The following is a 13197-nucleotide window of genomic DNA, read 5'->3' as shown; positions in this document are numbered from 1 at the left end:
TGTCGGCGGCGGAAGCGCTCACCGTTCTCAGCCCCAGTTGCGGATGTCGACGAAGTGGCCTTCGATCGCCGCCGCAGCCGCCATCGCTGGCGACACCAGATGGGTGCGGCCCTTGAAGCCCTGACGGCCCTCGAAATTGCGGTTCGAGGTCGAGGCGCAGCGCTCATGCGGCGCCAGGCGGTCGGGGTTCATGGCCAGGCACATGGAGCAGCCCGGCTCGCGCCAGTCGAAGCCGGCGGCGATCAGGATCCTGTCAATGCCTTCCTGCTCGGCCTGCTGCTTCACCAGGCCGGAGCCCGGCACCACCATGGCGTTGACGTTGGCGTGCACCTTCTTGCCCTCGACCATGCGGGCGACGGCGCGCAGGTCCTCGATGCGGCCGTTGGTGCAGGAGCCGATGAACACCCGGTCGATGCCGATGTCGGTGATCTTCGTGCCGGCCTTCAGGCCCATGTACTCCAGGGCGCGATGCTTGGAGATGCGCTTGGCCTCGTCGGTAATCTGGTCCGGGTCCGGCACCACGCCGGCCACCGATATCACGTCCTCGGGGCTGGTGCCCCAGGAGACGATCGGCGGCAGGTTGGCGGCGTCCAGGCGGACCACCTCGTCGAAGTGCGCGCCGTCATCGGTGCGCAGCGTGTCCCAGAAACGCACGGCCTCGTCGAAGGCCGCGCCCTGCGGCGCTTTCGGCCGGCCGCGCAGATAGGCGTAGGTCTTCTCGTCCGGGGCGATCAGGCCGGCGCGGGCGCCGCCCTCGATGCTCATGTTGCAGACCGTCATGCGGCCTTCCATGGACAGCTCGCGGATGGCCTGGCCGGCGTATTCCATCACATGGCCGGTGCCGCCGGCGGTGCCGATCTCGCCGATGATCGCCAGGATGATGTCCTTGGCGGTCACGCCTTCCGGCAGGCTGCCGTCCACCTGGACCAGCATGTTTTTGGCTTTTTTCTGGATCAGCGTCTGGGTGGCCAGAACGTGCTCGACCTCGGAGGTGCCGATGCCGTGCGCCAGGGCGCCGAACGCGCCGTGGGTCGAGGTGTGGCTGTCGCCGCAGACGATGGTCGTGCCGGGCAGGGTGAAGCCCTGCTCGGGGCCGATGATGTGCACCACGCCCTGGCGGACGTCGTGCTCGGAGTAATACTCAACGCCGAAGTCGCGGGCGTTCTGGGCCAGCGTCTCGATCTGGGTGGCGCTCTCCGGGTCCGGGTTGGGCTTTGAGCGGTCGGAGGTCGGCACGTTGTGGTCGACGACGGCCAGGGTCTTTTGCGGCGCGCGCACCTTGCGGCCGGACACGCGCAGGCCTTCGAAGGCCTGGGGCGACGTCACTTCGTGGACCAGGTGGCGGTCGATATACAGCAGGCTGGCGCCGTCTTCGCGGGTGTCGACCACGTGGTCGTCCCAGATCTTGTCGTACAGGGTGCGGGGAGCCATGGCAGGCCTCGTCGGTTCGGAAAAACTGGCGCGATGCTGCGCCGGAATGCGGCCCCCAATCCATGGTGGAGCCGCCGTGTCATTCGCGGGGCTTGCGCAACGGGTCCGTGGGCAGGAAAACGGCGCCGGTCATCGGCGACATGCGCGCCATGGCGATCCATGGCGTCCGGCCTGCGCGGGGTGGCCCGCTGCGCGAGGCAGGCGGCGATGCGCCGCGAGCCTCAGCCGGTAAGCTCTGCCTGCACCGATGCGGTCATGCGGCCGAAGAAGCGGCCGGGCAGGCGCGTGTGATCATGCAGCAGGATGTTGCCCGGCTCGTCGAGCCGCGCAACCGCCATGGCGCGCACGGGACGGTGCGTCCCCACGCGGTCCGGCGCTGTCGCTGTCATGGTCATCCGGGTATCCATGGCCAGTTTATAGCAAATCCAGTCTGTCGAAACAATGGCAAGCGGCGCAGGCGCTTGTCTGCCGCCATACGGGGACGCGGGCATGGCCGGTCCGGCCCGCCTTGTGGCCATGGGACGCCGCCGCTTCGCCGGCTTATGGCAGTGGAGGGCGCGTGGCAATGGTTTTCCGCCGCCCGCCGCCGCCGGAGCCTGATTGAAATGACCTTGCGCCGCGCCAATTGACGGGCGCCCGCCGGCGCAGCAACACTGCATTTGCGCCTGTGGCGCGGCGCTTCGCGCCGTTCATGGCGCGCGAAAGGCTGCCTGGGAGCGTTCCGAATGTTTGTGCTGCGCGCATTTCCGTTGCTGGCCCTGGTCGTGGCGGCCTGGAACAGCCTTGTGGTGTTTGGTTCGGCCACCGCCACCACCGTGGTCGGCCAGACGACGCTGCCGTCGGGGCAATTGTGGCCGATCACCACCGGCGACGCCTTTGTCGTTGCGGCGTTCGCCCTGTTGTTCGTGGAAATTGTCAGCGCCCGGGCGCGCACCTCGTCGCTGGTCAATCACGCCCTGTCGCTGATGGTTTTTCTCGTCTGCGCCGTGGAGTTCCTGTTTGTGCCCAAATGTGGTGAGGCGGCGTTCCTCATCATCACGCTGATCGCCGCCATCGACGTGCTGGCCGGCTATTGCATCTCGATCCGCGCCGCCCGCTTCCGGCCGCTGGCCGACGAAGCCACCGAGTAGGGCGAAGTCACGGGCCGGAGGCGGATCTGCCTCCCGGGGCGACGAAGCGGCGAAACCGTCGCCGCCCGCCATCGCCACCACGGGGATGAAGTGACCCGGGAGCCGGGGCGCTGTCCACGGTCTGGATCGGCGCCGGGATGGCGGCAAGGCGGCAAGGAGGCAAGGAGGATGACGGCAAAATAAAACCCGCCGTGCGGACGCGCGGCGGGTGAAAGCGGGGCGCCGGAGGCCGGCGCCTGTCTTCAAAGGCTTACTTGTCAGCCTTCGGGGCGCGCTCGACGCGCTCGGCGATACGGGCCGACTTGCCGCGACGGTCGCGCAGGTAATACAGCTTGGCGCGACGCACCTTGCCGCGACGCACGATCTTGATCGAGTCGATGATCGGCGAATACAGCGGGAACACGCGCTCGACGCCTTCGCCGTAGGAGATCTTGCGAACGGTGAAGCTCTGGTTGATGCCGCCGCCGGCGCGGGCGATGCAGACGCCTTCATAGGCCTGCACGCGGGAGCGCTCGCCTTCGCGAACCTTCACGTTGACCTGCACGGTGTCGCCGGGCTCGAATTCCGGGAACTTGCGGTCGGCGGTGAGGCGGGCGATCTGTTCCTGATCGATCTGCTCGATAATGTTCATCATGTGCTCCTGCCGTGGCAGCCATCAGGACGCCTGCATTGGGGCGCGGGTGCGGACCCGGCCGCCCGTGGCGACGTCCAACGAAGACTGCGAGCGTTTCGGCCACGCTGTTTTCAGTTGAAGCCGCGCCTTTACACCACGCGCGACGGCCTGTCGAGTGGGTGCGGCAGGGGTGAGGCGCATCCATTGACAGCGCCAATGCCGCTTCCTATACGCGCGGTTCTTCCACCCGTGGTCGCGCGCCGCGAGGCGCCGCGCCCTCCCACCGATTGATTGAGAGCCATGGCCCGCCTGGTAATGAAGTTCGGCGGTACCTCCGTCGCGAATATCGAGCGCATCCGTAACGTCGCTCTCCACGTCAAACGGGAAGTGGAGGCCGGCAACGACGTCGCGGTTGTCGTTTCCGCCATGTCCGGCAAGACCAATGAACTGGTGGCCTGGTGCCGCGAGGCGGCGCCGCTGTACGATCCGCGTGAATATGACGCAGTCGTCGCCTCCGGCGAGCTGGTCACCGCCGGCCTGCTGGCCATTACCCTTCAGGGCATGGGGCTCGCCGCCCGCTCCTGGCAGGGCTGGCAGATTCCGGTGCTGACCGACAGCGCCCATTCCGCCGCCCGCATCACCGGCATCGACGGCTCCAGGCTGATTGAGGGCTTCGGTCGCGGCGAGGTGGCGGTGATCGCCGGCTTCCAGGGGCTGCACGAGGCGAGCGGCCGCGTCACCACGCTGGGCCGTGGCGGCTCCGACACCAGCGCCGTCGCGGTGGCCGCCGCCATCGGCGCCGACCGTTGCGATATCTATACCGACGTGGACGGCGTCTACACGACCGATCCGCGCATTGTCAGCAAGGCGCGCCGGCTTGACCGCGTCTCCTTTGAGGAGATGCTGGAGATGGCGTCGCTTGGCGCGAAAGTTTTGCAGGTGCGTTCGGTCGAAGTGGCCATGGTGCACGGCGTGCGCACCTATGTGCGTTCGTCCTTCGATGATCCGGCCAATCCAGGCAGCGGCACGCTCATCTGCGACGAGGAGGAGATCTTGGAACAGCAGGTCGTCACCGGCATCGCCTATTCCCGGGACGAGGCGCAGATCACCCTGCGTCGCGTCGCCGACAAGCCGGGCGTCGCCGCCGATATCTTCGTGCCGCTGGCCGAAGCCAATATCAACGTCGACATGATCATTCAGGTCGTGTCGGGCGACAACGCCTACACCGACATCACCTTCACGGTGCCAGGGGCCGATTACGAACGCGCCCGCAAGATCCTTGACGAGCGCCGGGACAGCCTTGGCCTCACCGAGATCGAGGGCGCCACCGATGTGGTGAAGGTGTCGGCCATCGGCGTTGGCATGCGCAGCCATGCCGGCGTCGCGGCGCGCGCCTTCCGGGCGCTGGCCGACAAGGGCATCAACATCCGCGCCATCACCACGTCGGAGATCAAGTTCTCGGTGCTGATCGACGCGGCCTACACCGAACTGGCGGTGCGCACCCTGCACACCCTGTACGGGCTGGACAAGGCAGAAGGCTGAAGCGTTTCCTGCGGGGCGGGCGCCGCCTCGCAGGGGAAGGCCCGATCACGGCGGGACCGGGTCAAATCCCCCTCCGGCCGGACCGGCGCGTCGCCCGGGGCTCCTGGTCTGAAAAGCGGAAACGGTTCCCTCACGCCCCGGCTGTTTGCCGGGGTGTTTTCGTTCGCGGCCCTGGCGGCGCATCGGCGCCGAGCAGCAGGCGCGCCATGTCGGACCGTTTGGCCAGCAGGTCGGCGAGGGTATAGCCGTCGAGCACCGCCAGGAAGGCCGCCAGCGCCTCGCGCAGGGCGCCCGTGAGGCCACAGGCGGGGGCAATGACGCAGCCGCCGCAATCCACCAGGTCAAAGCCCTCTTCGGTGTGGCGGACGACCGCGCCGATATTGATGGCGGACGGGTCGCGGGCCAGCCGCACGCCGCCAGCGCGCCCCCGCACGCTGGCCACATAGCCGGCGCGCCCCAGATCGTTGACCACTTTCATGAGGTGGTTCTGGGAAATCCGGTAGGCGCCGGCGATCTCGGCGATGGAGCACAGCCGGTCCGGGCGCGCGCCCAGATAGAGCAGCACGCGCATGGCGTAGTCCGTATAGCGCGTCAGTCGCATCGTTTTCCGTCGTTTCCCATATCGGCGCCACGCCGGACAAGGCCGCCGCGCTTGCGCCGGCCGTCGCCGCCATTTCGTGCGACAATTTGAAAGATGCATTTTTGTTGCATGATTTTCAACGTTCGTGAATAGATGCATTTGCGACGCATGATTTGCCGTCGCCCGGCAGGCCGCCTGTCCGCCTGAGGCCAGGTCCGCCAAACGGCCCCCGCTGCCGGTCAAACCGTTTCTGGAGCCCCAAAATGCCACGGTCACTGAGTGAACAGACCATCGCCACGGTGAAGGCCACCGCGCCGGCGCTGGCAGCCCACGGTCTCGCCATCACCCGTGAGATGTACGCCAACATGTTCCGCAATCCGGCGATCCGCGATCTCTTCAACCAGTCGCACCATGGCGACAATGGCTCCCAGCCGCAGGCGCTCGCCGGGGCAATTCTCGCCTACGCCCAGAACATCGACAATCTGGAGGCCCTGACCGGCGCCGTGGAGCGCATCGCCCAGAAGCATGTCGGCCTGCAGATCCTGCCCGAGCATTACCCCTATGTGGCCGACGCCTTGCTCGCCGCCATCAAGACCGTGCTGGGCGACGCCGCCACCGACGCCGTCATGAACGCCTGGGGGGAAGCCTACTGGTTCCTGGCCGACGTGCTGATCGAGCGCGAGCAGACGATTTACAAGGAAATCGCCAACGCGACGGGTGGCTGGAACGGCTGGCGCGATTTCGTCGTCGCCGACATCATTCGCGAGAGCAATATCATCAATTCCTTCGTGCTGCGTCCGGCCGACGGCGGCCCCGTCGTGCGGCAGAAGCCCGGCCAGTACCTGACCCTCTGGCTCAGCATTCCCGGTCAGCCGCCGCTGAAGCGCAATTACACCGTCTCCGCCGCCTCGGACGGCGCCAGCTACCGCATTACCGTCAAGCGTGAGCCGCGCGGCCTCGCCTCGCGCTGGCTGCACGACCGCATCAGGATTGGCGACAGCCTCAAGGTGGGCGCGCCGGCGGGCGACTTCTTCCTGCAGCCCGGCGCCAGCCCGGTGGTGCTGCTGTCCGGCGGCGTCGGCCTCACGCCCATGGTGGCGATGCTGGAAAGCCTGGCGGCGGAAGGCGCCCGGCGTCAGGTGCTGTTCGCCCACGGCGCCTTCGACGCCTCCGCCCAGGCCATGGCCGCCCATGTGCGCGAACTGGCGGCGAAGCTGCCAAACGGCAAGGCGGTGTTCTTCCACGAAGCGCCGAGCCCCGCGTCGGTCCCCGGCGGTGACTTCGATGAGGAGGGCGTGATTTCGGGCGACTGGCTGAAGCGCCAGACGCCGATCGCGGAAGCGGATTATTACATCTGCGGCCCGCGGCCGATGCTGCGCGACGTCATTGCCGCTTTGGTGGCGGCGGGCGTGCCGGCCGGTCGCATCCACTATGAATTCTTTGGCCCTGCCGACGAGGCGCTGGCGGCGTAATCGCAGCCCGGTCCGGATCGGTCAGGGAACGTCTTGGGGGGCGGTTCCCGATCGGGTCAAGGAAAGAAGGCGCGCTCCGGGGGGAGCGCGCCTTCTGCTGTTTCTATAACTGTTTCAGGGCGAATGGCTCGCCGTCTGGCGCGCCCTGCGGACCCGGGGGCGACGGGAGAGCCCTGAAGACCCTCCCAACCTCCCGTCTTACACCGGCGCGCCGGCGTCCGTCAGCTTCGCCACTTCAGCGGCGCGCAGGATGAAGCGCTGCACCTTGCCGCTCGGCGTCTTCGGCAGCTCCGTGACAAAGTCGATCTCGCGCGGGTAGGAGTGGGCCGACAGGCGCTTGCGCACGTGCTGGGCCATTTCGTCGCGCAGGGCGTCAGTGCCCTCGACGCCCGGCTTCAGGATGATGAACGCCTTGACCAGCTCGGTGCGCTCCGGGTCGGGCTTGCCGATCACCGCCACATCGGCCACCGCCGGATGTTCGATCAGCGCGCTCTCCACGTCGAACGGACCGATGCGATATCCCGAGGAGGTGATGACGTCGTCGGCGCGGCCGAAGAAGCTGATGGTGCCGTCGGCGTTGATCTCGGCCGTGTCGCCGGTGCGGTAATAACGCTGGTCGGCCGGCAGCGGCTCACGTCCCCAGTAGCCGTTGAACACCAGCAGCGGCGAGTTCTGGCGGTCGATGGCCAGTTCGCCCTGCTGCTCGCTGCCCAGCTCGTTGTTATCCTGGTCGATCACCACGATGCGGTAGCCGGGCAGGGCGAAGCCGGCGGCGCCCTCATGCACCGGATGGGTCAGGGCGTGGTGATTGCACAGCACCATGCCGGTTTCGGTCTGGCCGTAGTGGTCGCGGATCGGCGCATTGAGCGCCCGGTCGAACCAGCGGATCACCTCGGCGTTGAGCGGCTCGCCGGCGGACGACACGGCGCGCAGCTGGCCCTTCACCGGCGCGGCGGCCGCGTCGCCAGCCGCCATCAGCAGCCGGTAGGCGGTGGGCGCGCCGGCCAGGTTGGTAATGCCGTACTGCTTCAGCACCCGGTAGAAATTGTCCACCGTGAAGGCGTCTTCGCTGTACAGGGTGGTCTGGCCCATCAGCAACGGCGTCGTCGCGGCGTAGTACAGGCCATAGGCCCAGCCCGGATCGGCGATGTTCCAGAATTTGTCGTCAGGACGCAGGTCCACCGAATAGCGCATGTAGGCGAGGAAGCCGGTCAGCGCGAACATCGGCACGCGCACGCCCTTGGGCGAGCCGGTGGTGCCGGAAGTGAACAGCATCATGATCAGGTCGTCGCGATCGAGCGGGACCGGGGCGAAATCATCTGACCCTTTCGCCATCTCCGTCTCGAAGTCGAGATCGCCGGCGTCGATGGCCTGCTGGCCGCCGCCGATCACCACGATCTTCGGCATGTTGTCGGCGCCGTCGAGCTTGGGCCGGTTGACCGCGTCGGTCACCACCAGCTTCGCCTCCGATCCATGGACGCGGCTTTCGACGGCCTTCGGGCCGAACGCGGTGAACAGCGGCACGTAAACCGCGCCGGCCCGCCAGGCGCCCAGCAGCACCGCCAGCATGTCCGGCGTGCGCGGCATCATGGCGGCGATGCGATCGCCCTTGCCAATGCCCTGACGCGTCAGCAGGTGGGCGAAGCGGGCGGCGCGCTTCTTCAGGTCGGCGTAGGTGGTCTGCGTCGTCACCCCGCCCCTGTCGTGAATCAGGGCGACGCGGTCGCCGTCGGCCCAGCGGTCGCAGCAGGCGACGCAGGCGTTGACCACGTCAGCCCCGGCGGTCACGTCCCGCCAAAGGTCTTCCGCGTTGAAGCTCTTCATGAAGTCCAGGTAATCGACCTGGGTCGCAGGGCTGGTGGCTGCAGACATGAATTTCTCCCGTTGGCCTTGTCGCCGCGCGCATGCGGCGGGGCGCCGTCACGGGGACAACGCGCCGGGCGAACGATCGCCGCAGCAGGACATCCGCCATCGCCGTGACGCCTGGGGCGGCGCCTTGCGTTGAGGCGGCGGCCGTCCACGGCGCGTCATGCGGGCCAGCCGCCGGCGCGGCATGACCTGGCTGCATGCCCCTTGCGCTTCCGTAACAGACGTGCACTGCCACGTGTGCCGCCGGATGACAACCATTCCTTTTCTCATCAAATGGTTGGGGCGGCGATTTGTCCGCCACGCCGGCGCCAAGGCTCCCGCTGCCGTTGCAGTTGGTCTATGGCTATGGGCGAAACAGGCTATGAGCCCCCGCTTTCCCTGACGGCGGGGCAAGTGACGGGAGCGGAGAGATGGCTGGAAATTCTGGCGCGGCGTTCAACTGGGAGGACCCGTTCCTTCTCGACGGTCTGCTGACGGACGACGAGCGCATGATTCGCGACAGCGCCCGCGCCTATGCCCAGGAGCAGCTGGCGCCGCGCGTCATCGGCGCCTACGCCCATGAGCGCACCGACCGCGAAATCTTCAACGAAATGGGCGCGCTTGGCCTGCTCGGCGTCACCCTGCCGGAGGAGTATGGCTGCGCCGGCGCGTCTTACGTCGCCTATGGCCTTGTCGCCCGTGAGGTGGAGCGCATCGATTCCGGCTACCGCTCGATGATGAGCGTGCAGTCGTCGCTGGTGATGTACCCGATCTACGCCTACGGCTCGGAAGAGCAGCGCAAGAAGTATCTGCCGAAGCTGGCCAGTGGCGAGTGGGTGGGCTGCTTCGGCCTCACCGAGCCCGACGCCGGCTCCGATCCGGGCGGCATGAAGACCCGGGCCGAGAAGATCGACGGCGGCTACCGCCTCAACGGCTCCAAGATGTGGATCTCCAACGCGCCGATCGCCGACGTGTTCGTGGTCTGGGCCAAATCCGCCGCCCATAACGGCGAGATTCGCGGTTTCGTGCTGGAAAAAGGTCTGAAGGGCCTCTCGGCGCCGAAAATCGAGGGCAAGCTCTCCTTGCGCGCCTCGATCACCGGCGAGGTGGTGCTGGACAATGTGGAGGTGGGCGAGGACGCCCTGCTGCCCAACGTTTCCGGCCTCAAGGGACCGTTTGGCTGCCTGAACCGCGCCCGCTATGGCATCTCCTGGGGCGCCATGGGCGCCGCCGAGGACTGCTGGCATCGCGCCCGCGCCTATACGCTGGACCGCAAACAGTTCGGCCGGCCGCTGGCGGCGACCCAGCTGGTGCAGAAAAAGCTGGCGGACATGCAGACGGAAATCTCGCTGGGTCTGCTGGCCTCCTGGCGCGTCGGCAAGCTGTTCGACGCCGGCGAGATGGCCCCTGAGATGATCTCGATCGTCAAGCGCAACAATTGCGGCAAGGCGCTGGATATCGCCCGCGTCGCCCGCGACATGCATGGCGGCAACGGCATCCATCAGGAATTCCACGTCATGCGCCACGCCCAGAACCTGGAGACGGTCAACACCTACGAGGGCACGCACGACGTGCATGCGCTGATCCTCGGCCGCGCCCAGACCGGCCTGCAGGCTTTCTTCTGACGCCTGGCGTTTTTCCGCGCGGCGGCCGGCGCTTCGCAGTAGAACGTCAAACTGATGATGGCGCGCGCGCCTCGCGCGCGCTCAGAAAGAGATGACCGCGCGCCTCGCGCGCGCCTCCGGGAAAAGAATGGAGAGGTCGATGGCGCCGCAACCGTTGAAGGGCGTGCGTGTTCTGGAGCTCGCCCGCGTGCTGGCTGGTCCGTGGTCGGGGCAGTTGCTGGCCGATCTGGGCGCCGACGTGGTCAAGGTGGAGCGCGCCGGCGTTGGCGACGACACCCGCCAGTGGGGCCCGCCGTTCCTCACCGGCGCTGACGGCGGCGACCTGGGAGCCGCCTATTATCACGCGACCAATCGCGGCAAGCGCTCCATCGCCGTCAACTTCGAGGATGCGGAAGGGCAGGCGCTGGTGCGCCGCCTCGCCGCCCACGCCGACGTGGTGATCGAGAACTTCAAGGTCGGCGGTCTGGTGAAATATGGCCTCGATCACGCCAGCCTGCGGGCGGATCATCCGGCGCTGATCTGGTGCTCGATCACCGGCTTCGGCCAGAACGGCCCCTATGCGCCGCGCCCTGGTTACGACTTCATGATCCAGGGCCTGGGCGGCGTCATGTCGCTCACCGGCGATCCGCAGGGCGAGCCGGTGAAGGCGGGCATCGCCATCGCCGACCTGTTCACCGGCATGTACGCCACCGTGGCGATCCTGGCGGCGCTCCAGGGCCGGCGCGACAGCGGCGTCGGCTGCCACATCGACATGGCGCTGCTCGACACCCAGGTGGCGGTGCTCTCCAACCAGGCGATGAACTATCTGGTGTCCGGCGAAAACCCGCAGCGGGTTGGCAACGCCCACGTCAATGTGGCGCCCTATCAGGTGTTTCCGGCGCAGGACGGCCATTTCATCATCGCCTCGGGCACCGATCCTCAGTTCGCCCATATCTGCGATGTGCTCGGCTTGTCAGAGCTGGCGCAAGACCCGCGCTATCGCCACAACGCCGATCGCATCCGCCACCGCGAGGAACTGGCCGCGCTGCTGGCGGCCCGCACGGCGACCTTCGCCCGCGACGATATCCTGGCCAGGCTGACGGCCGCCGGCGTGCCGGTGGGGCCGATCAACCGGCTGAACGACGTGTTCGCTGATCCGCAGGTTATTCATCGCGGCCTGCGCATGGACCTGCCGCATCCCGGCGTCGCCGGCGGCAGCGTGCCTGGCGTGCGCTCGCCCATCGTCATGGATGGCGAGCCGGTCGTCGCCCGGCGGGCCTCGCCAGAGCTGGGGGCGGACGGCGACGATGTGCGCGCCGACCCCAACTGGGGCGGGACCGCCGGCTGACATGGGAGCCTGATGAATGCGCGGGGGGCCGGTCCTGGACCGGCTCTTTTGTTGTTCAGGCGCGCCTCAGTGATGGCCTTCTCCGTGCCCCCCTGGCGGATTGCTGAGGCGATCCACATAGGCGATGCCGATGGCCGACAGGATGAACACCACGTGGATCACCGTCTGCAGGATGACGCCGGTTTCGGTGTAATTGGTCTTGCCGGGAATGCCGAGATTGCCCGCCTCGATGAAGGTGCGCAGCAGGTGGATCGACGAAATGCCGATGATCGCCATGGCCAGCTTGATCTTCAGCACGCTGGCGTTGACATGGTCGAGCCATTCCGGCTGGTCTGGATGCCCTTCCAGCTTCAGGCGCGACACGAAAGTCTCGTAGCCGCCGATGATCACCATCATCAGCAGGTTGGAGATCATCACCACGTCGATCAGGCCGAGCACCACCAGCATGATCTGCTGTTCGGAGAAATCGAACGCGTGCATCACGAGATGCCAGAGTTCCTTGAGGAACAGGAAGGCGTAAACGCCCTGCGCGACAATCAGGCCGAGGTACAGCGGCAATTGCAGCCAGCGCGAGCTGAAGATCAGCAACGGCAGCGGGCGCAGCGGTGAATAGGGCGGCGGCGACAGGGGGGCAGGGGTCGGTTCGTCAGAACTGGCCATGAAAGTCTCGCGGGCAGACGTAAGGGATAAACCGCCGCCATGACGGCGCGGCGGGGATGCGCCGGAAAATGGGAACGCAGCGCGGGCGCGGCAAGGGGGCGCCCGTGCATTTCTCCGCGGCCCCAGGCCCCATCACTGGCCGCGCCGCGCCCTATAGCAGGCCGCTGCGCACCAGGTCGTCGGCCGCCCGGAATATGTCGGCGGCGTCCTCCATCGTGCTTGGAAGGGGTTGTGCGCACAGGTTGCGATACCGTTCCGTGTCCGTGTCGACCTGAGCGGCGTGGAGATTATCCACACTGGCGTAAACCTTGAGACTGTCCAGTGGGGCGCGAAGGCGTCTGGCGTCAGGAACGGCGACTTTTGTCTGGACGCCAATGAATAGCCGGTAATCGCCAGCTCGGTCTGGAGCATTCCTCAGCCGCCAGTGGGCACGGGCGAACCGGCCATAGGAAGTGCTGTACTCCGCTATGTTGGGCAATCTGTCCTCGGCGCGCAGCACCAGATGCTGCGGCGCCTTCAGCCGGGCCGGATCGCTGTCCCTGAAGGCCGCAACCAGCACGCGGAGATCCTGGCTGCTGACGGCAAATAGCTGTTTAACGCCATCCTGGGAGAAGATGCGCGTGTCCCATTCCAGGTAGGGTCGCATATCGCTGCGCGTGATCTCTGCATAGGACGGGACCTCAGGATAAGGCGGAAGATCAACCTGCTCCTGCTGTTCATGCGCGGCGGGACCGCGTCTGGAATGGTCGAGCCACGTGGAAAGCCGGCCTGGCAGCCACCGGCGCCAGCGCGGTGCTCTGGAATAGGGCGGCGGCCATAACGGCGGTTCTGGCGACGGCAAGGCTGGAACTCCTGGCTGGCGATCGGGCGACTGATCCCTGGGCAGGTTCAGTCCCGGTCGCCTGTCAGCATGACCTGGCCAGGAGGGCGGCGTCAGCATCATGGCAAGGTCAAATGGCCCTGGAAGCC

General features: G+C 67.1%; 12 protein-coding genes. 5 read left to right on the top strand and 7 right to left on the bottom strand.

Features of this window, described 5'->3' with window-relative positions:
• Positions 1 to 27: 27 nt before the first annotated feature.
• Both leuC and EV666_RS18270 read right to left on the bottom strand, forming a co-directional pair.
• Positions 28 to 1431, bottom strand: a complete 1404-nt coding sequence (gene leuC / locus EV666_RS12990) for a 3-isopropylmalate dehydratase large subunit (RefSeq protein WP_132008625.1) — start codon at positions 1429 to 1431, stop codon at positions 28 to 30.
• Positions 1432 to 1652: 221 nt separating this feature from the next.
• Positions 1653 to 1826, bottom strand: a complete 174-nt coding sequence (locus EV666_RS18270) for a hypothetical protein (protein ID WP_165910013.1) — start codon at positions 1824 to 1826, stop codon at positions 1653 to 1655.
• Positions 1827 to 2156: 330 nt separating this feature from the next.
• Between EV666_RS18270 and EV666_RS12985 the strand changes: the two genes are divergently transcribed.
• Entirely contained in the window at positions 2157 to 2561 is a 405-nt protein-coding gene (locus EV666_RS12985; RefSeq protein ID WP_132008622.1) for a hypothetical protein, read from the top strand.
• A gap of 250 nt (positions 2562 to 2811) precedes the next feature.
• On the opposite strand, the gene rplS is transcribed toward EV666_RS12985, so the two are convergent.
• Positions 2812 to 3192 (bottom strand): 50S ribosomal protein L19, encoded by a 381-nt coding sequence (rplS, locus tag EV666_RS12980; RefSeq protein ID WP_132008736.1) that lies wholly within the window; start codon positions 3190 to 3192, stop codon positions 2812 to 2814.
• A 282-nt stretch (positions 3193 to 3474) separates the two neighbouring features.
• Between rplS and EV666_RS12975 the strand changes: the two genes are divergently transcribed.
• Positions 3475 to 4716: an aspartate kinase gene (locus EV666_RS12975; RefSeq protein ID WP_132008619.1), complete on the top strand. Its 1242-nt coding sequence runs from the start codon at positions 3475 to 3477 to the stop codon at positions 4714 to 4716.
• A 130-nt stretch (positions 4717 to 4846) separates the two neighbouring features.
• Here EV666_RS12975 and EV666_RS12970 read toward each other — a convergent pair whose 3' ends face one another.
• Positions 4847 to 5317, bottom strand: coding sequence for an Rrf2 family transcriptional regulator (locus EV666_RS12970; protein ID WP_132008616.1), 471 nt, complete (start codon positions 5315 to 5317; stop codon positions 4847 to 4849).
• Positions 5318 to 5559: 242 nt separating this feature from the next.
• Here EV666_RS12970 and hmpA point away from each other — a divergent pair, with 242 nt between their 5' ends.
• The gene (gene hmpA / locus EV666_RS12965) at positions 5560 to 6768 is read left to right on the top strand and encodes an NO-inducible flavohemoprotein (protein ID WP_132008613.1); all 1209 of its coding nucleotides are present in this window, start codon (positions 5560 to 5562) and stop codon (positions 6766 to 6768) included.
• A gap of 198 nt (positions 6769 to 6966) precedes the next feature.
• Here the strand turns inward: hmpA and EV666_RS12960 are convergent, their stop codons facing one another.
• Entirely contained in the window at positions 6967 to 8640 is a 1674-nt protein-coding gene (locus EV666_RS12960; protein WP_132008610.1) for an AMP-binding protein, read from the bottom strand.
• Between the two features lie 407 nt (positions 8641 to 9047).
• On the opposite strand from EV666_RS12960, the gene EV666_RS12955 reads away from it, so the two are divergent.
• Positions 9048 to 10241, top strand: coding sequence for an acyl-CoA dehydrogenase (locus EV666_RS12955; RefSeq protein WP_132008607.1), 1194 nt, complete (start codon positions 9048 to 9050; stop codon positions 10239 to 10241).
• 139 nt (positions 10242 to 10380) lie between these two features.
• Positions 10381 to 11568: a CaiB/BaiF CoA transferase family protein gene (locus tag EV666_RS12950; protein WP_132008604.1), complete on the top strand. Its 1188-nt coding sequence runs from the start codon at positions 10381 to 10383 to the stop codon at positions 11566 to 11568.
• Positions 11569 to 11634: 66 nt separating this feature from the next.
• On the opposite strand, the gene EV666_RS12945 is transcribed toward EV666_RS12950, so the two are convergent.
• Both EV666_RS12945 and EV666_RS12940 read right to left on the bottom strand, forming a co-directional pair.
• A complete protein-coding gene (locus EV666_RS12945) occupies positions 11635 to 12228 on the bottom strand; it encodes a TIGR00645 family protein (RefSeq protein ID WP_132008601.1) in 594 nt (197 codons plus the stop codon).
• 151 nt (positions 12229 to 12379) lie between these two features.
• Complete coding sequence (locus EV666_RS12940) at positions 12380 to 13069, bottom strand: hypothetical protein (protein WP_132008598.1); 690 nt, start codon at positions 13067 to 13069, stop codon at positions 12380 to 12382.
• Positions 13070 to 13197: the final 128 nt, after the last annotated feature.

The sequence above is a fragment of the Camelimonas lactis genome, assembly GCF_004342915.1.
GTDB classification, from domain to species: Bacteria; Pseudomonadota; Alphaproteobacteria; order Rhizobiales; family Beijerinckiaceae; genus Camelimonas; species Camelimonas lactis.
This window is presented reverse-complemented; position numbering and strand designations above follow the sequence as displayed.